The following is a 344-nucleotide window of genomic DNA, read 5'->3' as shown; positions in this document are numbered from 1 at the left end:
TCGTTTACTTGCTCGTCCATCGGATCTGTTACTTCTTTCCCAGCTCCGCTATCTTTTGCCTTCTTAATTTCTTTCTTTAGCGAATCAATCTTCTTTTTCCCTTGATCATAACGCATATCTGCCATCTTTTGATCAAGCTCAGCTTGCTTCATTTGAAGGTTAATCTCTTCATTGTCATAAGAGAATAACTTCGTGCCTTTTTCTACCTCTTGCCCTTCTTTTACCTCAATATCTTTCACTTTTCCTTTAGCCGGATCTGCATAAAAACTTTCAATATTACCAGGCTTCACCTGACCAGAAATTAACTTTGTATTATTCAGCTTACGCTCTGTCACTTTCTCAAA

The 344-nt window shown here is 37.8% G+C and carries 1 protein-coding gene; it reads right to left on the bottom strand.

The annotated features are described in order from the left end of the window. Positions 1-344: biotin/lipoyl-binding protein (locus ACQRBL_RS27575; RefSeq protein WP_427736014.1), on the bottom strand; the 344-nt coding region annotated here is incomplete at both ends.

Source organism: Bacillus sp. AF62 (genome assembly GCF_050312695.1).
Taxonomy (GTDB): Bacteria; Bacillota; Bacilli; order Bacillales; family Bacillaceae_G; genus Bacillus_A; species Bacillus_A cereus.
The sequence above is the reverse complement of the archived record's forward strand: the minus strand, read 5'-3'. Positions and strand labels throughout refer to the sequence as shown.